Origin of the sequence: Paraburkholderia sediminicola (genome assembly GCF_046030555.1) — a bacterium.
Lineage (GTDB): Bacteria > Pseudomonadota > Gammaproteobacteria > Burkholderiales > Burkholderiaceae > Paraburkholderia > Paraburkholderia sediminicola_E.
Genome location: NZ_JAQQCH010000007.1, coordinates 90,693 through 111,357, shown reverse-complemented (window position 1 = coordinate 111,357; position 20,665 = coordinate 90,693). Strand labels below are relative to the sequence as shown.

Here is a 20,665-nt window from a genome sequence, read left to right as displayed (position 1 = left end):
TGAGGCAACGGCCGCGCTACACATCGCAACGGATTTGATCTCGCTGAGCCAACGGCACATGTCCGGGTGAGTCGTCAGCTCAAATCCTCCGCCCGCGCCGGCAATTGACGAATCAGGCTCCATACCGCCTCCGCCGCCGGCGACAGCGAACGGTCGCGCCGCCGCACCAGTTCGACTGTGCGCTCGGCGCGCGGCACAAGCGGCCGCGCCACCAGCGAGGCGCCCGCCGGCAGCGGCAACGCCAGCCAAGGCAGCACGCTCACGCCGACACCCGCCTCGACCAGCCCAAAAACGGTCGCGGAATGCCCCAACTCCTGTACCACGGTGGCGCTCACCCCGTGCTCCTGCATCACGGCGTCGATGATCGGCCGGCTGCCTGACGCGTAGTCGAGCATGACCAGCTCCTGGCCATCGAGGTCCGTCCATGCGACCTGCTTCTGCGCCGCCAGGGGGTGATCGTCGCGCGAGACGACGCAGAACGAGTCCGTCATCAGCGATTCGCTGAGCAGGTCGTCGGCGGAAAATGGGCCGATGATCACGCCGAAATCGACTTCACCCGACTTCACTTTGCGCACCACGTCGCTTTGCACGTCATCGCGCAGCCCCAATGTGATGTAGGGGAACTGGCGCCCGCACGACGCCACCACGCCGGGCATCAACCGGCAGGCGACCGTCGGGCTCGCAGCCACCACCACGCGTCCGCGACGCTGCTCGCCGATTTCGCGGATCTCACGCAACGCGTCGTCCAGATCCGTCAGCAGGCGCGACACGCTCGATACCAGGTTGCCGCCGACATCCGTGAGTTGCACCTCGCGCGTGGTGCGGTCGATCAACTTCAGACCGATTTCCCCCTCCAGTTCGCGCACGCAGCGGCTGACCGCCGATTGCGTCAGACCGATCTCATCGCCGGCCCGGCTGAAGCTCTGCAAACGGGCGACCTCAATGAAAACCCTTAGCTGGCGCAGCGTCACATTCATTTACCGACCTCATCAATAACCCCATTTAATGCGCATTGTATGACCAAACATCGCACCACAATCGCATTTAATGCGATCGCTGCAATGCAGCAATAAGGCGCAAACGCACGCTGGCCGGGCTTGATTGCACAAGATTGGTGATTGTCCCGATTTGCGAGATGGGTTTTTTGGATTCTTATACGCCCCTAGCTAGCGCCCGCGCTGGCCCGCTGTCACAGGGCTTTCAGGTAGTCGGACTCAACTTGGCACACTTCCTGCATTTACATGCACACAGGGTCGGCGCCATGACTTCTAACTGAATAGCAGATCGTGGCAAGCCCGACCCCCCTTGGCACTCGCCTATCGAGTGCATGGAGAGTGCGCGGCGCGGGGCAGCGCACCGGAGTTAGCTTCGCTGAGGTGAAACATGATGCTGTTCGACGATTTGAGAGACAACGAGTGGGCGCTGGTCGAGGCGTTGTTCTGTGCGGAGCCAGCACGGAGCGAACGTCGGGGTCGACCACGCGTGGAAGCGCGCGCAGTAGTCAATGCCGTGCTTTGGGTGCTGTCGACGGGAGAAGGCTGGTCCAAACTGCCGGGCCGCTACCCGTCGCCGCCGACTTGCCGCCGTCGCTTCGACGAATGGCAAGCCGATGGTACGCTCGCCGAAATAGTTAAGCGACTCGGCACGAGCGGTCGTGAAATTTCGCTGCGCGGCCGGATTGGCGCGACGGCGGCCAAACCGCCGGCACCGCCGAGCCGCGACCGTTTGCGTGGCGCATTCTGGACCAATCCGGAATCGTGGCGCGCGCCGGTCAAGATGGCCTGACGCGAATTGTTTTGCCTCCGGGCGCCTGCGGGCGCCCGGCGTGTATCTGGGCCGCCGTGCGCCGTGTATCGACGCCCGCCCGACCTGCAATGGGCACCGCTCCTCGGCGCGCCCAATGCAGTCGTCCCTCTCCGCTTTGCCGGCTTCATCATCGAGTCGCTCCAGACATCTGAAGCGACTCGATGGTTGCGTGTGAAACATCCATTTACCATTGCTTACAGCGTGCTTTCGCTACTCGGCATACCGTGTATGTATGCAAACAGGCCTTGAGTCAATCGGCTTGACGGGAGCTCAGCATGAAACCAATGTCACTGCTTCTGTGCGGCATTGTCGTTTCATCAATGGCCGCACCGGCGCTCGCACAAGAGCGCCCACAAGGTTGGAACTGGCGGCCAGACCACACGGCCAGCGTTGAAGCCTGGCAGCAAAGCGGAACACGCGGCCGCGACTTCACGCCGCCCGCGCCTCGTGGCGACTTGCGCGGCGATATCGCGAGCAATGTCCGTCCGCGGCCGGAACCGCCGCGCGAAGACACGCCACGCCGCCGCTAGGCGCGCGTCAACGCGCCGGCGACTGGTTGTGCGCGAGTCAAATCGTGTGGATTGGGATCGTCATCATTGTTCGCTGTTGTTATCCGCGTGAGCGGGTAACTGTGCGAGGCAATACGCTGGATGGCGAATTAACGATCGGAGGGAACCACCCGACGACACGCCAGTCTGATTTAACGCCATCAGCACAGCGTGGCAGTAGTAATTCCGGTATGCCCGTATCCTCGCGATACGGGCTTTTTTTTGCGTCAACGGGATGGGCGGCGCGCGCTGTACGCAGGCGTTCAGCCAGGCAATGAAGTGAAGCAAAGAGCACAGCAACAAGCGAAGCGATAAAGCCACCACCGGCCGTGCAAAGCGGCCGGAAAAACAGCGCCCAGTTGCCCGCCGCCCCTAAGATCGGGCTTCGAGAGCGGCTGTGGGCCGCGTTTCGGGTGTCGCGACGACGTAGTCGTTCATTCGCTGTGCGCTCCAGCTCAACAGACGCTCGTCGTGCTCGAGTCGTGCAAACTCGGCTCTGCCCCGCTCGGTGAGCACGGCAATATCGACAGGCGCGTGAAAACCGGGAGCCGGTGCGACCGTGCGCTGCCGAACGGTGTCCATCAGGCCGAGCGCACGAAGATATTGGAATACACCCGGACGTCTGGCCCATGGGACCTGGCGATATTGCGCCCGCCGCAGCGCTTCAAGTACCGCTTCGTTGGAATACGTGGTCATCTCACTTCTTTCTTAAAGTGCAGCTATGACACATCTATGCCCAACACGTCACCGCGCCACCAGTGACGCGCATAGCACCCGCCCTTGGCTGGAAGTTCGCTGCATGCCATGCATGTCGAATTCCGCCAGGTGCTGCCTGGTCTCGTTTTCGGAACCCCCGTCTGAACGGCATGTTAGCGTTCTGTCTACGGGCCGACGATGCAACCGCTGCGGCGCGATAGCAAGCCCATAGATTTGTCCCGAAAGTCATACGTTACCGCATTTAAATTGATTCTATTCACTTTATTAGCGCTTTTTTTTGCAGCAATCGTGCTATGGAAACGCGGCCGCCGGCCCCTGACCATTGGCACGATCGCGCTGTTCTGGCTGCTCGCCGCCGGCTGGCTCACTGCTCCATTACTGGAATTTGCGCAGCCGCATCGGCAGACCGACAAGCCTGTCAGCTTCGCGTCACGCACCGCGATCATCATGCTCGGCGGCGGCACCATCTACGACGACGACAACATGCTCGTGCCACCGCGCGACGTGCTCGCGCGCATAGCGGTCAGCGCGGAAAACTATGCGGCCTGCAAGCGTACGGCAGCCACGTGCCAGGTGATCGTGAGCGGTGGCAACCCGCAGCGGCATAGCGCAACCGAAGCGGATACCTATCTGCCCTACCTGCTGCGCAAACAGGTACCGCGTGCGGACATCGTGCTGGAAAACAGCAGCCGCACGACTTACGAAAACGCACGCAACGTATCGGCTCTGCTCGACCGGTCACGTTACGACTCCCTGATACTCATTACCTCCGCATATCAGATGCCGCGCGCCTTGCTCGACTTCCATCGTTTCGGCCTTGCGCCGCAACCGTTGATCTCGAGCGCGCTGCGCGCATCGCTCGGTGTACTGCCACGCTATGACAATCTGGTGAATGCGGAAACCGCGCTGCACGAGCTGATTGGAATCGCACAGTTTCATGTCTACCGTGCAATTGGATGGTTTTGAATTTCAGACGCCGTGATGAGGAAATTTATTTAGAGATGCGAATATTTTCCGTATGTCGGCACCTATCTATCCAGCTTGATGCGAGATGGTTATCGACAGCGGCAGCGGTTGAGCGTAACGAGATGTAACTAATTGTCACTAGCGTTACAAAACGTCCGCTGGAGCGGATATTGCTGGCTAGAATGCATTGTCTATCCGATTGGACAGGCAAGTACTCGGATCCACAACCACTCTGCGGAGGTAACAATGAAGAAAGTGTCCCTGGCGATCCTGGTTTCCCTCAGTGCCGTAACGGGCGCGGCCTATGCGCAAGACAACGGCGTCATGATGAGCACCGATCCGGCCAAGGCCGCCGACGTCGAGCAACGCGCGCAAGATTTGCAAAACCGCCAGCAAGCAATGGAAAGTACGCCTGCTATGCCAGCGAAGCATCACAAGATGGCCCCGCACCATCATAAGAAGGCCGCCAAGGCCGACGCCGCCAGTTCGTAAGCGCAGCAGACAGCATCACCCGCGGCCTCGCCGCGAAGGTGAAAAGCCGAAGCCGGCACCGCCGGTTTCGGCTTTTTTGCTATCTAATGGACTTGCTGCAGGCCCGCTGCGCCCGGCCGACGTTATGCTAAAGTCGCGCACCGACCGGCGGCCGCCGGAATCCCCCTAACCTGTGCGCACCTTGGTGCGGAGGACAGCATGAGCAACATTCAGCTAGATATCGAATGGACTGAGGCAGCATCCCGCAAAATCGAAAAACTGATGCCGCGCGGCGGTCAGGAAGCGTTCCTCGCGCTGCCGCCCGTCGAATGCCTGCCGATGGAAGGCGACGTGCTGTTTCTTGGCCCGGACGGCAAGCAGCAACCGTTCATCGTCGCAGAACGCCAATATCACCACGATGGCGATGCCGACTGGACCATCATCCTGATCCTCGACGTCCCGCAAGCCACGCACTAAAAGATAAACGGCGAGCGCCGCACAGGCCGGATCCGGCCTGGTAGCTTACTCGCCGTTGTCCGGCCCTGCTGGTCGGCCCTGTTGTTCGGCCTTGCTGTCGGGCCTAGCTGTTCGGCCCTCAAACTCCGACTTTCAAACGCTTACGCGATCTTCGACACGACGCGAATTTCCGCGTGCTCGACCCAATCCGCCACCGCTTTCTTATAAGCCGCAATGTGTGCGGATCTGGCATGCGCCGCCAGCGCTTCCTGGCTTTCCCAACGCTCGACAAACACGAACCGGCGCGGCTCCTGCACGTCACGATGCAGATCGTATTGAAGCGCACCCTGTTCCTTACGCGTCGGCCCGACGATGCCTTCGAGCGCTTCGCACAGTTGCTCTTCATAGCCCGGCTTTGCCACCGAGATTGCGACCACCGCGATTTCCGCCATGCCTGCCCTCCGTTTTTTCACGAAAAGCAGCAGCATACCCGCCGTCCGCCAAACCTGCAGTCGCACACGCTCAGGGCTGGCGCTCGGGGCTGGATTAACCCTGATGCACCGCCTCCCGCGTGCGCGAAACGTCTGAGCACCGTCCTTGCCTGGAGTTTGGCGGGCGGCCACCCACCGCCCTGCTACCCTCGGCTTCATACGCGCGATTGGTTTCGTTTGAAACAAGCGACCTTGCGCGCGGCAATCGGGCGCGAAGCTCACGCGAGACGCCCGCAACGCCGGGTCAGCCACCGCGCCACGGCTGGTTTGCCGGACATCCGACATGTTCCGCGTTTGTGATAACCCGCACATTCAGGCGAAGTGCGAACTGCTAGACTGGTTTTGATAAATCCCGCCGGAGTTCCGCATGGCTGGCATTGCTCTCCGCGTTCCCGGGCTGTGGCCGCCTGACGCTGCCGACGCCTGGGCTGTGCATCCGTTGCGCGCTGAATCTGTTCGCGCGCCCCGTCACCCGTTTGCCGCGATGTCACTATGCCCGCTCTCATGCCCGCCCTTATGCCGACCGTCAGCGAATTGACCCTGAGCGGCCTGCTCCCGCATCTGGTCCGGGACGAGTCCGGCTGGACCGCGACATGGCGCGCGCTGACCCTGCACAGCGTGTTCCAGCCGGTGCTGTCCGTCACGCACCAGTGTGTGGTCGGCTATGAGGGCTTGTTGCGTGCGGTCGATCCAGTCGGCTTGCCGGTATCGCCGGAAGTGCTGTTCTCCGGCACACGCTCAGCTGCCGACGCGCGCGAACTCGACCGCATCGCGCGCTGCCTGCATGTGGCGAATTTCATGGAACAAGGCATCAGCACAGGGTGGCTGTTTCTGAATACGCGCCCGCAGGTGTTCGAAACCGGCTGGCCGCAGCGCACCTTTATCGATGAGCTCTCGGCGCACTTCGGCCTGCCGCAGGAGCGCATCGTCATCGAAGTACTCGAACAACCCGCGGACGATGAATCCGCCGTCGCCAGCATGCTCGCGGCGTCACAGCCACGCGACTTCCTGATTGCAATCGACGACTTCGGCACCGGTTTTTCGAACTTCGACCGTGTGTGGCGCTTTCGCCCCGATATCGTGAAACTCGACCGCTCCCTGGTCGCACGGGCAGGAAAGCGTGAAGGCGACGATTCGATGATCAGTCATCTGATCGCCATGCTCCACCAGTCCGGTACGCTGGTGTTGGCCGAAGGCGTCGAAACCGACGAAGAATTGATGATCCTGATGCAGGCCGACGTCGATTTCGTGCAGGGTTTCTGGCTCGGCCAGCCGAAAAGTTCGGTGCAGGCCGCATGCGCCAAGGTGCCGGCGCTGATCGAGTCGATGTGGACCAAGTTCGCCGCCTACGAACGTGCCCGCGCCGGCCATCAACGGCTCGGCTTCGAAGGATTCGCCGAAGCCGTGCTCGCCGCCGCCGAAACCTTCAAAACCACCGGCGATCTGCGGCAGGCTGCACAAAAGATATGGCATCTGCCCGAAGCGCGCCGGGTGTTCGTCACTGACGGTCGAGGCGAACAGACGCAAGCGTCGGTCATGGCCGCCTCCGTCCCGCCACCTCCGCTGCGACTCGCGCCGCTCTACACCGATACGCGCAGCAACTGGTCGCGGCGCGCGTATTTCAAGCATGCGCTCGCCGCGCCGGGGCGTGTCGCCATGATGGGGCCGCACTATTCGCTCGCCGACGGCGAGGACTGCTATACCGCGGCAATCGCATTCGACCGTGACGGCACGCATGTGCTGTGCGTCGACTTTGTGCCGACGACGTCGCCAACCGCTAGCCGTTCTGGCGGACGCGGGGGCAAACGCTGAGCCTGAGCGGCTCCTGCCCTGCATACTACGGCGAGAGACGCTTAGGACGCGTGTGAAACGCCGCCAGGTGCATCTTCATGATGCTTCCGGGGTTGATAGCGCCTTGGATCCGCCTTTAATCCTCCACCCGTCCGCGCCCTGATTTAATCTCACTACGCTGGGCCTTACTGTCGAGACGGCGCCGATTCGAGGCGCGCGTTGGCCGGGTGGCGACGCGAGGCTTGCGCGTCACACTGACGCTTTCGATCAGTTCATCGAGCCGCGCCAGCGCCGCCGCACGGTTCATCTCCTGAGTACGATGCTGCTGCGCCTTGATGATCACCACCCCGTCGCGCGTGAGCCGATGATCGGACAGCGCGAGCAGGCGCATCTTCAGCACTTCCGGCAACGACGAAGCGTGCACGTCGAAACGCAGATGGATAGCACTCGAGACCTTATTGACGTTCTGACCGCCCGCTCCTTGCGCGCGCACTGCGGTCAATTCGATTTCGTTCGGCGGGATGGGATAACGGGCTGTCATAACTGGATTGAGCTAGGAGACGCAAGTGTACACAGGGCGCAGCCGATTACAGACTACGGGCTATCGGGCGCGGCCGCCGATGCGAAAAACCATTTGCAACGACACAGCGGGTTCGCCGATACTGCCGTTTTCGCTTACAGCGTAAATTCATATGAAACTCCGCCCGGGTTTTGTGCTGGAACTGGCCGTCAACTTTCTGCTGCCGTGGCTTGCTTACCGCCTCGCGCTGCCGCACCTCGGCGAAACCGGCGCGCTAATCGCCTCTGCCGTGCCGCCGATCGTCTGGAGCCTGATCGAACTGATACGCTTTCGACGCGTCGACGCGCTCAGCATGATGGTCGTGGCGGGCATCGTACTATCGGTCGCGGCGATGGCGCTGGGTGGCAGTCCCCGCATGTTGTTGCTGCGAGAGTCGTTGGTGTCCGGCGCGGTAGGCGTGGTGTTTCTGCTGTCCTTACCGATGCGCCGCCCGCTGATCTTCTATCTCGCGCGCGCCACCGTCGCCCGTGAAATGGAAGGTGGCGCCGCGCGCTTCGAGGCGTTGTGGCGCGAGCGGCCGGCCCTTGTCAGCGCAATGCGGCTCATGACGCTGGTATGGGGCGTCGGCCTGACAGGTGAAACAGCGCTGCGCGCGTGGATGGCGCTCACCTGGCCGATCGAGCGCTTTCTGGTGGTCTCGCCGTTCATCGGCTATGGCATTTACGGCGCCCTGGCGCTGTGGACGCTCTGGTACCGCAAGACTATGCGCAGCCGCGTCGAGGCGCATGTGCAGCCGGGTGGGATCGCAAGCTGAGCACGACTTGCGCGCTCTGGAGCGCTCGGCTAATCGATCTGCTTGAGTAAGCTCGACCGCTTGAACACGCTTGAACTCGCCTGAAATCGCTTGAACTGCTTAGGCAGGCGTCGAACGAATATGCCCGCGGCTCACGCCATACCTGACGCCATACATAGGCGACGTGTCACGCCGCCGCAAACCCGGCGACGCGATACGCCTCGGCGATCCGCGCGGCCAGGCCCGAGTCGCGCTGGGTCGGCGTCGCAATGGCCTGTGTCAGCACGGCGCGCGCGCCGATCACCTCCACCCGCTCACGTGCGCGGGTAATTGCCGTGTACACAAGTTCACGCGACAACACGCGGCTGAACACCGACGGCAACATCAACACCGCGTGCTCGAACTCCGAACCTTGCGACTTGTGAACCGTGAGCGCGAACGCCGTATCGTGCGGCGGCAGCGCCGCAGGCGATACGGCACGCAAACCGCCGTCGCCCGTACGGAAATACACGCGCAACGCGCCCCCCGCACCTGGCAGCGCAATACCGATGTCGCCATTGAACAGACCGAGCGCGTAATCGTTGCGCGTGACCATCACCGGACGACCGGCAAACCACTGCGCGCCGACAGCCAGCGTCACGCCCGCCGAGCGCCGCACCTGCGCGGCCATTGCGGCATTCACCTGATCGACGCCGCGCGGCCCCGAGCGCGTCGCGCACAGAATTCGAAAACCGTTCAGTGCATCGAAGAGCGGCAATGGATCCGGTGCATCGGTGCTTAGCGCTTCAGTAAGCGCATCCGCGTACGCTGCAAAACCTGCGGCAAGACGCGCGACTGTGCGATCGGTGAGCGTCGCATGCGTGTCTTCATACAGCGCCGCTGCGCAAGGTTCAGCAGGGTCGATGCGCAACGCTTCGAGCGCTACGCCGGCCGCACCGTTGCGAATCGCGAGCGACAAGCGGCCGATCGGCGATTCGAGGCCGAATCGATAGTTACGCTCGAGCCAGACGACGCAGTCGGCGAGCGGGTTTTGAGCCGGCGATGGCCCTTCGTCGAAGCCGCTCGATGCACCGGGCAATGCTTGCGACAACCGCGCCGCTTCAATGCCTAACCCCCCCGCGATCCGCTGCAGTCCGCCTGGTGTGAAAGCCGGTCGCGCGCTGAGCTCGGCGAACACCGCACCGGCCTCGACGGCGGCGAGTTGGTCCTTGTCACCCAGCATCACGAGACGTGTCTGCGGCGCAATGGCATCGAGCAGATGCGCCGCCATCGCAACGTCGATCATCGACGCCTCGTCGATCACGACGACGTCATAAGGCAGCGGGTTGTCGCGATGATGCCGGAAGCGCCCGCCCGGCCCGGAACCCAGCAGCCGATGCAAGGTGTACGACGTCTGCGGCAAGCGCGCAGCGAGTTCGGGCGGCAAATCGCCGGCACGTGCAAGCAGGGCTTCCTGCATCCGTTGTGCGGCTTTGCCGGTGGGCGCCGCCAATGCAATCCGTAGATCGGCCCGCGCATCCAGCAAACAGGCGAGCACACCGACCACCGTCGTGGTCTTGCCGGTGCCCGGGCCGCCGCTGACGATGGTCAAACGTCCGGACAGCGCCATGACTGCCGCGACACGTTGCCAGTCGATATCGTCGTCCTGCGGTGGGCCGAAGTAGCGCAGCAGACGCTCGTGTAGGGTTTGGGCGTTGGCGTTGGCGTTGGCGTTGGCGTTGGCGTTGGCGTTGGCGTTGGCGTTGGCGTTGGCGTTGGCGTTGCCACCCTCGCCGGCATCTGTCTGTGTCTCTGAAGATCCACCCGGGCCGGAGCTCCCACCCGCATGCGCAACCAGCGAGCGCGCGAGGCGCCGCTCGTAGTCGTAGTAACGCGCCAGATACAGCCGCCCTTGCCCGTCGATCACAAGCGGCCGCAACGCCGCCGCGCTTTGCGAGCCGTCGCTAGCCATGCCGCTTGCGAACAGCGCCGCGCGCACTTCCGCGCTCGACGCATCGAAACGGCGCGCCAGCACGGCCAGTGGCAAGCACACATGCCCTTCGGCCGTTGCGCGGCTCGCGGCAAAGGCGGCCCGCGCCGCCCACTTCACCGCCTCGCCTGACGCGCCGCCGCGCCGCGCCAGTGTAGCGATGCGGCGCGCGAATCCTTCGGCAAGCGCCGTGCTGAAATCGGCCGGCGCCGGCAAATTCACCCCGATGTCGTCGAGCTCCGGCGGTGCGGACGATATTCGCTCGAATGTGCTCATGCAACACCTCCGATCATCGCCGCGTCAAGCAGCGCCACCAGTTCAAATGGAGGCCGCCGCATGTGCACGCCGGCCGCTCCGTCGGTATCACGCCACTGCGGACGCACACCCCGCACGAACAGATAGAGATAGCCGCCGATGTGCGTGTCGTACGCATAATCGCGCACACGCGTTTTCAGATAGCGATGCAGCGCTACCGTATAGAGCAGCGCCTGCAGGTGATACGCGTGGCTCGCCATAGCCGCTTCGAGGGGCGCCGCGGCATAGTCCGCAGCGATATCGCCCAGATGGTTCGATTTCCAGTCGACGATCCAGAAACGCCCGTCGTGCTCGACGATCATGTCGATAAATCCTTTGACGAAACCGCGCAACACGCCCGCTTCCAACGCAACGTCGGGATAGCCGTGTTCGATCAGCAACGCGCGCAACGCCGGAAAATCGAGCGAAGGCGCAGCAAACAGAAATTCAAGTTCGTTCAGACGCCGCCGCGGATTCAGGCCGGCGAGCGCCATGCCGGGCACGAGCTCGGTCGTCACGACGTCCGCGATCAGCTTATGCATCATGGCGGGCAAACGTGCCGCGAGTTCGGGCACAGCCGGCGCCGGGCGCTCGCGCAGCGCGCCCCGGATGGCATCCGGCCACGTATGCGGATCGGTGAAATCCGCGAGTTCGAACATGCGATGCAGACAGTCGCCCGCCGCCGCGCCGCGTGGAAACGCGAGAATGTCGTCCTCAGCATGGGACGGTGCTTGCGGCACCGGTAACAGCGCAGGCGCGACCACATCGGCGATCTCATCGTGATCGGGGCGCACTTCTTCAACCGGCGTATGCGCTTCCTCGGCTTTGCTGCCGGCGGCGATCAGGCCACTGAAACTCGCCATACGCCACTGATCGCGCAACGGCCGCCGATTGGCGCGCGCCTGCATCTGCGCGCCGCTGTCCTGGAGGCTTTCCAGCGGCACACGCCGCTCCACCTTCGGCAACGCCTGCAACGTGATTGGGCCGCCCGCCAGCGCGCGCCAGCGCTCGGACAAGGCGGCTTCGTCGGGTGGGTCGGTGAGCCAGTCGTCGAAACTGTGACCGCTGCCACCCACCAGCCAGTTCAGCACACTGCGGCGCGACTCCTTGGTGGAACGCGACGAAAGATAGGTGCCGGCGACCAGATAGCAGCGGTACACCGCACGCGTCAGCGCCACATAGACGAGCCGTGCCCGCTCCGCCGCCTGTTCGCGCACCGCGTAACGTGATGCGCGCTCGGCTTCTTCGTCATCGCAACCGTAATGCAGCACTGCGTCGCCCGTTTCGTCGTGGTACTCGCGCGCATCGGGCAAGCCGGAGGATGGCGGCTCGCGCAGCGCACCGTCGTTCAGAAACGGACAGAACACGACTGCGTATTCCAACCCTTTCGATTTGTGGACCGTGACGATCTGCACGAGGTTGCGATCCGACTCGAGCCGCAACTGCGCGTCTTCGCCACCACCTTGCGCGCGCTGCGCGGCGAGCCAGCGCAAAGTCGGTGCGATGCCTGGTTGCGTGGCGGCACGCGCCTGCACAAGTTCAGCCAGATGATTCACGTTCGTCAGACGACGCTCGCCGTCCGGTCCGGCCACCAGCCGCTGTGCGACTCGCAGCTCGCGCATCAGCGTGCGCCACATCAAGGCGAAGCCGCGCTCGTGCCATAGCGTGCGATAGCGTGAGAAACGTTCGACCCACCCCATCGCATCGGCGGCATGCGCGGGATCGTCGGCCGGGGCCGGCGCGTCGGCGACCTGCTCGAGGCGCCACAGCGCGGCAGCGTCCATACCGAGCCAATCGGTGGCGAGCGCGGCGCGCAAACGGCGCAGATCGCCCGGCGTATCGACCGCAGCCAGCACGCGTTCGATCTGCTCGGCGTCGAGCGTCGCGAACACCGAGGCCTGCGCCAGTTCCACGCTGCCCACGCCCCACGACGCCAGCACGCGCTTGATCAGACTGCCCTGCTTATGCGTTTGCACGAGCACCGCGATATTGCCCGGGGCGAGCGGTGCGTCGCCGATGGTCACCGCCCCCTCGCGCGCACCGCGCAGGAGCCGCACGATCTCGGCGGCGCAGGCTTCGCTCGCCGCGCGCTGCGCTTCGCGTTTGGTCAACGCGGCATCGCCTTGCGGCAAGGTCCAGATACGGAAATCGCCCGCGTTCGCATCGGGTTCGCAAAAAACCGGACGACGGCGCTCGCCGGCCCGCACCGGCTGATAGCCGAGACCGTCGAGCACGAACGCCTGTGGATTGGCTTCGAACAGCCGGTTGCAGGCCTCGACAATCGGTGCGGTCGAACGCTGATTGACCGCGAGCGTATAACACGCCGACGCCGCCGCGCGCGCCGCCAGGTAGGTGTGCAGATCCGCCGCGCGGAAGCTGTAGATCGCCTGCTTCGGATCGCCGACCAGAAACAGCGGGCCGGTTGGCGCGAAGATGCGGCTGAAGATCGCGAACTGCAACGGATCGGTGTCCTGAAACTCGTCGATCAGCGCGGCGGGATAACGCGTGCGCAGAGCATCGGCGAGCCAGGGGTTGGCAGCGAGCGCACGATACAGGTTGGAGAGCAGATCGTCGAATGACACCACGCGGCGAGTGCGTTTGCGCGCCACCAGCTCGGCGGGTGCATAGTCGAGCCAGGTTTCTACGAGCGAGAGCCAGCGCGCACGTTTCGCGGCTTCGGCCGCGATCACGGCTGCAGCCAGCGCTTCTGCGTGCTCGAAGAACGGATGCTCGGGCGGTTCCAACTTGACCTTGGTGGCTTTTTTCAACGCCGAGGCCGTCAATTTCAAGGCAGCCTTTGGCGGCGGCGCATGGTAGTCGCCTTGAGCGAAGTAGTCGGTCCACGCGGCGATCGCGGCGCTCACGAGATCAGGTTTGTGCGAGGTCTTGCTCAGACGGTCTTGCGCTTGTCCAAGCAGACTCACGATCCCGTCGCGCTCCGCCTGCCAGACTGCGCGGGCAGCGTCGAAACCCGCCTGCGGATCGGCATGGTTTCCACTTGTATCGACCTTGCCCCAGCGCAACTGCGCCAACGGCTTCTTCAACCGCCGCGCGAGTTGCTCATCGAGCGACGCGGGACCGGCACGTTTGGCCACCAGCCATGCGGCGAAAGCAGGATGCGCGTAGGCCACCGGTTCCACTTGCTCGCGCCAGAAATCGGCCGCCATTTCGAAACGCAAGGCTGCGTCGTCGGCCTCCATTTCGAATGCGAACGGCATGGCTGCGGCGAACGGCGCTTCCTGCAACGCACGCTGACAGAACGCGTGAATGGTGTGAATCGCGGCCTGGTCGAACGTACGCAGTGCGCGGCGTACGACCTTCAACGCTGTCTCGCGATCGATGCCACGCTCCGGCGCCAGCGTCGTTTTAAAGAGACGCTGGATAAACGGGTCGCCGCCGTCGTCGTCCGTATCGATAGCCCGATCCAGTTCCGCGAGCCGCCCGCGGATCCGCTCGTGCAACTCCGCAGTCGCCGCCTTTGTAAAGGTCACGACAAGAATCTGATCGGCGTTCAGGTTCTTTTCGAGCAGCAGTCGCACGTACAACGCGCAGATGTTCCAGGTCTTGCCGGTTCCGGCCGATGCCTCGATCTGATTGACGCCGTCGAGCGAACACGCGAAGACGTCGAGCTCTTGCGCGACCAGCGCGTGATGGTGAACGGCGCCGCTCATGATGCGCTCCGAAGATGCTGCACGAGCGGTTTGAAAACGATCGAGGCAAGACTGCCGAACGGTTCGTCGAGCGTAAGCGGCGTGCCGCGCAGCGCGATGCGCAAGGCGGGGTCGTCGGACTCGCCGCGCACACGGTCATTGATCCACACGCCCAACGCCGCGGAATCGCTCTCGCTGACCTTCACCCACGCGCTCTTCGGGAAAAAGCGCAGCGGCAGCATGCGCCCTGCTCTGAACAACGCGGCAAGCGGCGCCAGTTCATCGAGTGGCGCGGCGACCGGCGTGAGCTCAAAGCTCTCCCCGCTACCATGCCAAACCGTGCGGCGTGGGCCATTTGGCTGCGCCGCGCAATAGACCAGATGCGCAAGCCACGCCGACAGATAGTCGCGCGCAGTAGGCTTGGCGTAGCGGAAAATCACCTGTCCTGTTCCGGTCAGCAAATTCAAGGTGCCGTGCAGTTGCAGCGGTGTTTCGGCCGCTTTGCGGAGCGTCGCATCATGGGGGCCGAAGAGCGCATCGGCGATGTCGGCGCGATCGGGCCAGCGCGGCACGATATCGAGCACGAACGGCAAACGCTCGACACCCGACGCGACTTCGCGGCGCACGCTGTCGGCGAGTTGGCGCAGCGCACCGAGTTCGCGCGAGCGCCATACCGCGCCGGTCGCGCCGCCCGGCAGCTCGGGACTGGCCGCGGCAACACGGCGCACGCGATCGGACATGCCGTCGTCGTCTTCGGTATCGCTATTCAACAGTACCGGCAGGAGCCGCTCCGCCAAGGCATCGCGGCCTGCCCAATCGAGTTCGAACGGCTCAGTATCGAGCAATTCGCCCTGCGCATCCGACAAGACGATACCCAGGCGGTCACGCAACAATGCACGCGCCGGATGGCGCCAGAAGCGCACAAATTCGTCGAAAGCAACAGACGCCGTATCTTCCGCGGGCAATGGTTGATCGAAGAATGGCGCGGCGGCCGGATGCTGCGGCGCGGCCAGCAAACTGGCCAGTTCCGCACGATCCCTGTCATACGTGAAGAGGCCACGCTGCGACGAGAAATAGTCCGACGCAAACGCCTGCAACGGGTGATCGATGATGAAGGCATGCCGCGCGGCTTCGACCTCCGCGGGACTCGCCCCTTCCCCCGCCGACACTTGCGCGAGGTGATCGAGCAATTCGTCGACCAGCGCGGCCGGCGGCAACGGCGCATTGTCGCGAATGCTGCGGCCCGTATAGGCGATAAACAGCCGGTCGCGCGCAGCCAGCAGCAGATCGAGGAACAGATTGCGTTCGTCGTCGCGGCGCTGCCGGTCACCTGCTTTACCGAACGCGGCCATCAGGTCGAATTCATCGGCGCGGGCGAGACTCGGCAGCACGCCGTCGTCCATGCCGAGCAGGCAGACGATGCGATACGGCAAACCGCGCAGACTGGTCAGCGACGAAAACGTCACGCTCCCCCAGGGCACGCCGCCGCGCGCCGGGTCGTCGAGCGCCTCGGTGAGCGCGCCGCGCACCACGGCGGCCGGCAGTACGACGTCTTGCGCGCCGGCCTGCATCGCGTCACCCATCTTGTCGATGGCGTCGCGCACCGCCGCCAGCGAGTCGGCAAACGCCACGCCGCCGTCGAAACACTGCGCGAGCGTTTCGAGCAGCAGTTGCGCCCATTCGGCGGGTGTCTGCTCGACCGCGCAGCGCTGTGCGAAGGTCTCGATATCGTCGACGAAACGCGACAGGCGGCCGAGAAGCTCAGCGTCCGAACCATCGGCGCCTTCAACGGGTAACCAGGCATCGACCGGCTCGCCGCCGTCCGGCATCGCGTAGCCGAGGTACAGACGGGTCAGCGCATCGGCGAACGTATGACGCGCGACAGGTACGTGTTCGCCCGTCGGCTCGTCCGGCACAAGCCCCCGCCGCGCGCCGGCTGCCGCGAGCCATTCCTGCGCGGCTTCGAGGGCGCTTGCATCGATCCCGTAACGCTCAGCAATCGCATCGACCCGCAGCCATTCGATCAGATCCGGCGCACCCACACTGCGCTCAGGCAACGCCAGCCAATCCAACAGCAATCGCGCGACCGGATTGGCCTGCGAGGGCGGCAAACCGGTGATCCGATACGGAATGCGGCGAGTGTCGCCTGGGGGCGCGGTGCCGAACACCGCGTCGATCAATGGCCCGGCAGCCGCAAGGTCGGACACGGCAACCAGCACGTCGGATGGCTGCAGATCGTCGAACTCATCGAACCAGCCGAGCAGGCGGTCATGCAGCACTTCGAGCTGCCGCGACAGGCTATGGCACACGTGGACTTCAATGCCGTTCTCGATCGGCAGTTCGTCCGTGTCCGTCTCGGCCCGCAGATCGAGGATGCCGTTCTGCACGGCGGCGAGCCAGCTCGGTTCCGGATTCTCGGTGAAGTCGCCCGTCTCGCCGGATGCTGCACTCTCGGTCAGCTCGTGCAGCATGTGCAGTTGCGCCTGGGTCTGGCGACCCCACTCGGCCAGCAACGGATGACCCACTTCCTGGTAGTCGAACTGGCCTGCGACATCGAGCGCTTCGACGCGGCCCGCGCTGACAACGTCGAACCAGAACTCGCGGCATGGGTTCATCACATACAGACGCACGTCGACCCAGCGTGAAAGCGCGCGCAGCAAAGCGACGTGCAGCGGTGGCATGGTCGGCAATGCGAACACGCTCACCGCTTCTGGCCACTGCGCATTCGAGATGGCTTCGAGATCGAGCTCGCCGATTTCCTCAAGAAAGCGATAAGCGGGTGGCAAAGCGGCGGCGGGCGTTTGCGCGTCGCCCGCCACTTCGGCAAGCACGGCACGCCACAGTGCGGCTTGCCAACGCTCGTCCTCACGCGCCGCAACGCTTGCGCCGACGAGACGTGGACCGTTGTCGTCCGCCGCGCCGCTCGCGAAAATCGAACCGCCCTTTTGCCATTGCAGCAGCCATTCCGGGCGATAGGTCAGATAGTGGTCGAGGACGGTGGCCACGCGGCGCGCCAATTCGTAGCGCATCGACGCATCCGCCGCGTCGAGATAGGTACGCAGACGCGGCGAGGCATTCCACGGCAGTGCTTCATCCGCCTCTCCCAGCAGCCGGTAGCAGCGCCAGACAAGCCGGTCCGGCGCGAACGGCGAATGCTTGGGTACCTCGATCACGCCGCCGATTTGCGCCCACAGCCACTGCGCGAGATAACCAAAATTGACATTCGCGCAGATGCCCTGGCGCGCCGCGATGTCGAGCTCGAGCCGGCGCCTCACCGCCGCGCTCGGGACGATCACGGGCTGCGCGGTCCAGGGATCGGACGGCGCTTGCGCCAGGTCGTCGAGCAGCGCGCCGACAAGGGTTTCGTAGCGGTTCGAGTAGAAGAGTTGGAGCATGGATCCCGGAAAAGCATGCGACGCGAGCGGAACGCCCGAGCCGCGACAGACATTGAAGCGACAGCATAACAAACGCGCTCCCAGGGCAGAGCCTGGCCAAACGGACGAGGTCAGATCAAGCACAAAATCAGTTAGACTCGACGGCAGTTTGGGTCTGCCCCGAGTCGGCGCCGGGGTCAGGCCGGGTCGACCTATTCAACCGCGTTTTCTCAGTGAATGGAATCCAGGCAGTCGATGCGCTATTCGGTTGAAATAAAAAAATTCCTCTACAGCCAGTACTTCTATGGCGGCCTGCGCATCGCAGTCGGCGTGTCGTTACCGGCCATATTGTGTTTGATCGTATTTCACGATCGCGAACTCGGCTTCACGATCGCGACTGGCGCACTCGGCGCATGTGTGGTCGATATGCCGGGCCCGCTCAAGTACAAGCACAACGAGATGCTGGCGTGCACGGTGATCGGCTTCCTGTCCGCGCTCGCCACCGGTCTTGCCACTGTCAACCCGGTGGCGCTGTGGTGTACGGTCGTGCCGCTCACCTTCGTGCTCTCGTTGATCGTCGTGTATGGCAACCGCTGGCCGCAGATCAGCTTCGCCACGCTGTTCATGATGATCATGACGCTGGAAGAGCATTTCACGCCGATGCAGGCGCTCATCAATGCGTCGTGGATTCTGGTGGGCGGTCTCTGGTACACGTACTGGTCGACCTTCGTGAGCCGCTGGATGATGCATCGCATCGAACAGCAGGCGCTCGCCGAAAGCGTGTTCGCGTGCGCGGACTATCTGCTCGCGCGCGCCGCCTTCTACGATCTCGATAACGATCTCGACGAGTGCTATCGCAATCTGGTCGACAAGCAGATTACCGCGGTCGAACGTCAGGATGCCGCGCGCGATATCGTGCTGCGCAATCTGCCCAAGCTGAAAGCCGGCCGCCTCGAACCGCGCCGGGCGATGCTGTTCAATCTGTTCATCAATACCGTCGATCTGCACGAACTGTTTGTCGGCACGCATGTCGATTACTCGCTGGTACGCACCACGTTCGGCGGGTCTGACCTGCTGGTGTTTTACCGCGATCTGATTCGCAAATCCGCAGCCGATCTCGAAGAAATTGGACTCGCGGTATTGCAAAACCAGCCGCCGCGTATCCGCGTGAATGTAAAAGCCGAACTGCGCGCCATCGAGTTCGAGATCGAACTGATGCGCAAGCAGGACCTGGCGGCCAAAAACCCCGAGGCTTATTCGGCGATATCGTCCACGTTCCGGCGCATCTGGAGCGCCACGCGCCTGATCGACAAGATGCGCAAGAGCCTGTCGAGCGATCCCAGCGCGACCGAGACCGAACTGCGCCTCGACCAGGCGCTTTCCCGCTTCGTATCGAGCCGCCGCGTGCCGTTCGGGCAGATCTTCTCGAATCTGACGATGGCCTCGCCGAGCTTTCGCCACGCGCTGCGCGTGACGATTGCTGTCGCCGTGGGTTTCTGGCTCGGCCGCCTGCTGCCGCTCACCAACGCATACTGGATCGTGATGACCACCGTCATCATCCTGAAACCCGGCTATTCGCTGACCAAGCAGCGCAATGGGCAGCGGATAATCGGTACGCTGATCGGCTGTGCGGCGAGCATCGCGTTGATGATCTTCGTCAAGGAGCCGCACATCCTGATGGTGGTGATGTTCGCGTCGATGGTGATGAGCTACAGCCTGTTGCTGTTCAATTACACGGCGAGCGTGGTGTTCACGTCCTCGTATGTGCTGCTCATGTTCCATCTGCTCGCGCCGGGCAGCATGCGCATCATCGGCGAACGCGCAATCGACACCGTGGTGGGCTGCGCGATTGCGATTGCGGCGAGCCACCTGTTCCCCTACTGGGAATACCGGTTGATGGGCAAGCTCGTCAACAACATGATCAATGCGACGCGGCAGTATCTGGAAGCGAGCTGGTGGTGGAGCGGCAAACCGGCCGCCGCGGTTGCCGCTACGGTAACTGAAGCCGGTGCATTCGCACCCGCTGCGGCGATGGCTGATCCGGCGATCGAATTCGCGAGGCCAGCGCTCGCGGCGGCCAGCGCCGGAGCGAATGCGGGCGGCAACGCTGCGTCCAAAGTTGGCGCAAACGCTGGCGGGACTGCTGATGCAAGCGCCGGTGCAACCGTTGGCGCAAGCAGCACCGGCACCGCCACGGTAAGCAACGCGACCGCCAAGCCGACCGGTGGTGCGTCCCCTGCCGCCGTAGCCGCTGCCACGGCGCTCGATCGCGATTATCGCTACCGGCTCGCGCGCAAGAACGTGCACGTGGCGTTCGCCAATCTGGGCCAGGCCTTCCAGCGCATGATGCTCGAGCCGAAGTCCGCGCAGAAGTTCGTGCCGGAATTGAACGACCTGCTGGTACGCAGCCACGTGCTCGCCTCGCAGATCACGGTGGCCGCGCCCTTGCTGCGCACCTCCGCGCAGCAGGCAGACAGCGTGTCACTACAGCCCTTGCAACGCGCTCTGAGCGCGATCCGCGACAATCTGACCGAAGCCGAAGCGGGTAGCGCGCCTGCCGCTGATCAGGGCGAGCAGGTCAAACAATTGGCGCGTGAGCTGGATGCGATGGTGGTCGAGACGGAGAAGTCGCCGGACCACTCGGCGGATGCCGTGCACGACATGAAATTGCTCGCCCATCAGTGCAAGCAGATGCTGACGGCGTCGGCACTGATTCGCAAGGATGCGAGCATGATTCGCCTGCCGGAAGAGTGAAACGTCGAGGGCCGCGCAAAGGGACCGGGCCCGTCGTGTGCGGCGCGATTGCAGCTAGCGTTCTG

Annotated in this window: 14 protein-coding genes and 1 pseudogene; 8 read left to right on the top strand and 7 right to left on the bottom strand. The window is 63.7% G+C overall.

Going from position 1 to position 20,665, the window contains the following annotated elements; translation table 11 throughout:
* Positions 1-74: 74 nt before the first annotated feature.
* A complete protein-coding gene (locus PQQ52_RS12815; protein WP_408211285.1) occupies positions 75-977 on the bottom strand; it encodes a LysR family transcriptional regulator in 903 nt (300 codons plus the stop codon).
* Between the two features lie 409 nt (positions 978-1,386).
* On the opposite strand from PQQ52_RS12815, the pseudogene PQQ52_RS12810 reads away from it, so the two are divergent.
* Both PQQ52_RS12810 and PQQ52_RS12805 read left to right on the top strand, forming a co-directional pair.
* Positions 1,387-1,782 (top strand): annotated as a pseudogene (locus PQQ52_RS12810) (transposase); the annotation flags it as partial.
* 299 nt (positions 1,783-2,081) lie between these two features.
* On the top strand, positions 2,082-2,336 hold the full coding sequence (locus PQQ52_RS12805) for a hypothetical protein (RefSeq protein ID WP_408211282.1): 255 nt from the start codon (positions 2,082-2,084) through the stop codon (positions 2,334-2,336).
* A 390-nt stretch (positions 2,337-2,726) separates the two neighbouring features.
* Here the strand turns inward: PQQ52_RS12805 and PQQ52_RS12800 are convergent, their stop codons facing one another.
* Positions 2,727-3,050, bottom strand: a complete 324-nt coding sequence (locus PQQ52_RS12800; protein WP_408211279.1) for a hypothetical protein — start codon at positions 3,048-3,050, stop codon at positions 2,727-2,729.
* A 309-nt stretch (positions 3,051-3,359) separates the two neighbouring features.
* Between PQQ52_RS12800 and PQQ52_RS12795 the strand changes: the two genes are divergently transcribed.
* The 3 genes from PQQ52_RS12795 (at position 3,360) to PQQ52_RS12785 (ending at position 4,985) form a co-directional block, all read left to right on the top strand.
* Complete coding sequence (locus tag PQQ52_RS12795) at positions 3,360-4,037, top strand: YdcF family protein (protein WP_408211276.1); 678 nt, start codon at positions 3,360-3,362, stop codon at positions 4,035-4,037.
* Between the two features lie 246 nt (positions 4,038-4,283).
* A complete protein-coding gene (locus PQQ52_RS12790; RefSeq protein ID WP_408211273.1) occupies positions 4,284-4,529 on the top strand; it encodes a hypothetical protein in 246 nt (81 codons plus the stop codon).
* A 198-nt stretch (positions 4,530-4,727) separates the two neighbouring features.
* Positions 4,728-4,985: a hypothetical protein gene (locus tag PQQ52_RS12785; RefSeq protein ID WP_007182306.1), complete on the top strand. Its 258-nt coding sequence runs from the start codon at positions 4,728-4,730 to the stop codon at positions 4,983-4,985.
* A 140-nt stretch (positions 4,986-5,125) separates the two neighbouring features.
* On the opposite strand, the gene PQQ52_RS12780 is transcribed toward PQQ52_RS12785, so the two are convergent.
* A complete protein-coding gene (locus PQQ52_RS12780; RefSeq protein ID WP_408211271.1) occupies positions 5,126-5,416 on the bottom strand; it encodes a putative quinol monooxygenase in 291 nt (96 codons plus the stop codon).
* A gap of 555 nt (positions 5,417-5,971) precedes the next feature.
* Between PQQ52_RS12780 and PQQ52_RS12775 the strand changes: the two genes are divergently transcribed.
* Positions 5,972-7,267 (top strand): EAL domain-containing protein, encoded by a 1,296-nt coding sequence (locus tag PQQ52_RS12775; RefSeq protein ID WP_408211623.1) that lies wholly within the window; start codon positions 5,972-5,974, stop codon positions 7,265-7,267.
* Between the two features lie 115 nt (positions 7,268-7,382).
* Here PQQ52_RS12775 and arfB read toward each other — a convergent pair whose 3' ends face one another.
* On the bottom strand, positions 7,383-7,787 hold the full coding sequence (gene arfB / locus PQQ52_RS12770; RefSeq protein ID WP_408211268.1) for an alternative ribosome rescue aminoacyl-tRNA hydrolase ArfB: 405 nt from the start codon (positions 7,785-7,787) through the stop codon (positions 7,383-7,385).
* Between the two features lie 151 nt (positions 7,788-7,938).
* On the opposite strand from arfB, the gene PQQ52_RS12765 reads away from it, so the two are divergent.
* Positions 7,939-8,580 (top strand): VC0807 family protein, encoded by a 642-nt coding sequence (locus PQQ52_RS12765; RefSeq protein WP_408211266.1) that lies wholly within the window; start codon positions 7,939-7,941, stop codon positions 8,578-8,580.
* A gap of 166 nt (positions 8,581-8,746) precedes the next feature.
* Here the strand turns inward: PQQ52_RS12765 and recD are convergent, their stop codons facing one another.
* The 3 genes from recD to recC are packed head-to-tail and all read right to left on the bottom strand — an operon-like array spanning position 8,747 to position 17,867.
* Positions 8,747-10,804 (bottom strand): exodeoxyribonuclease V subunit alpha, encoded by a 2,058-nt coding sequence (gene recD / locus PQQ52_RS12760; RefSeq protein WP_408211263.1) that lies wholly within the window; start codon positions 10,802-10,804, stop codon positions 8,747-8,749.
* Positions 10,801-14,493, bottom strand: a complete 3,693-nt coding sequence (recB, locus tag PQQ52_RS12755; protein WP_408211260.1) for an exodeoxyribonuclease V subunit beta — start codon at positions 14,491-14,493, stop codon at positions 10,801-10,803. The genes recD and recB overlap by 4 nt, the downstream gene beginning before the upstream one ends.
* Complete coding sequence (gene recC / locus PQQ52_RS12750; protein ID WP_408211257.1) at positions 14,490-17,867, bottom strand: exodeoxyribonuclease V subunit gamma; 3,378 nt, start codon at positions 17,865-17,867, stop codon at positions 14,490-14,492. Before recC ends, recB begins: the two co-directional genes overlap by 4 nt.
* A gap of 234 nt (positions 17,868-18,101) precedes the next feature.
* On the opposite strand from recC, the gene PQQ52_RS12745 reads away from it, so the two are divergent.
* A complete protein-coding gene (locus PQQ52_RS12745) occupies positions 18,102-20,600 on the top strand; it encodes an FUSC family protein (protein ID WP_408211620.1) in 2,499 nt (832 codons plus the stop codon).
* Positions 20,601-20,665 lie beyond the last annotated feature (65 nt).